The 928-nt window shown below is 38.5% G+C and carries 2 protein-coding genes; both read left to right on the top strand.

The annotated features are described in order from the left end of the window. Nucleotides 1–74 precede the first annotated feature (74 nt). Nucleotides 75–257: a hypothetical protein gene (locus TH606_RS10540; RefSeq protein WP_068543825.1), complete on the top strand. Its 183-nt coding sequence runs from the start codon at nucleotides 75–77 to the stop codon at nucleotides 255–257. After that, nucleotides 242–928, top strand: a 687-nt coding sequence (locus TH606_RS10535; RefSeq protein ID WP_068543821.1) for an ATP-binding cassette domain-containing protein, incomplete at its 3' end; no start/stop codon positions are given. The genes TH606_RS10540 and TH606_RS10535, both read left to right, overlap by 16 nt.

The following is a 928-nucleotide window of genomic DNA, read 5'->3' as shown; positions in this document are numbered from 1 at the left end:
TTTTCGGACACAATTACTGAAATACTACCATAATAACATTTGCCCACACTTTGGGAGAATTCGGTGTAGTTCTCATGGTTGGCGGAGGCATTCCAGAAAAAACACTGGTGGCCTCTATTGCCATATATACTTACGTAGAAGCCCTTGAATACCAGAAGGCCGCCTATCTTTCTCTTGTGCTTCTAGTGTTAAGCTATGTGGTCTTGTGGCTCGCCATAAGCCTTGAAAGGAGACAAAAGCCATGTCTCTTAAAGTAAAATTTTCAAAAAAATTGTCTGCCTTTAATATTGAAGCCAGTTTTTCTATTCCCGAGGGTAAAACCTTGGTCTTATTTGGTCCGTCAGGTTCTGGAAAAACTACGTTATTGCGCATTTTGGCAGGTCTAGAAATCCCTGATAAAGGTAAAATTTCTTTTAAAAATAATTTATGGGTTGATACCGATAGAAATTTATTTATTCCTGCACGTAAAAGAAGTCTTGCTTTTGTTTTTCAAGAAGGAGTTTTATTTCCTCATCTTTCTTTGAGGAAAAATATAGCCCTCACTGCCGTAGAAAAAGAAGAAGGGGAAAAACTTCTACGTATTTTTGGGCTCTGGTCTCTGCGAGATCGGAAACCTTTTGAAGTTTCAGGAGGAGAACGCCAAAGGGCAGCTTTGGTTCAGGCCCTTGCCAGAAAACCCGACCTTTTACTCCTTGATGAACCCTTTAGTGCCCTTGATGAAAAAAATAAAAATCTAGTCATATCCTTTTTAAAAGATTGGCAAAGAAAAAACAAAACTACATTTGTTTTGGTAACTCACCAAAAAAGTGATGGAAAAATTCTAGGACATTTCTGGCTTGAGGTCAAAAACGGAAAAACCAATCTTAAGACCAATCTCATTATTGATGGGAGCACATTTTACATTACAGAGCGTCATTGCCAGGCAACT

Source organism: Thermodesulfatator autotrophicus (assembly GCF_001642325.1).
Taxonomy (GTDB): Bacteria; Desulfobacterota; Thermodesulfobacteria; order Thermodesulfobacteriales; family Thermodesulfatatoraceae; genus Thermodesulfatator; species Thermodesulfatator autotrophicus.
Note: the sequence above shows the minus strand (reverse complement) of the source record. Positions and strands in the feature narration are given on the sequence as shown.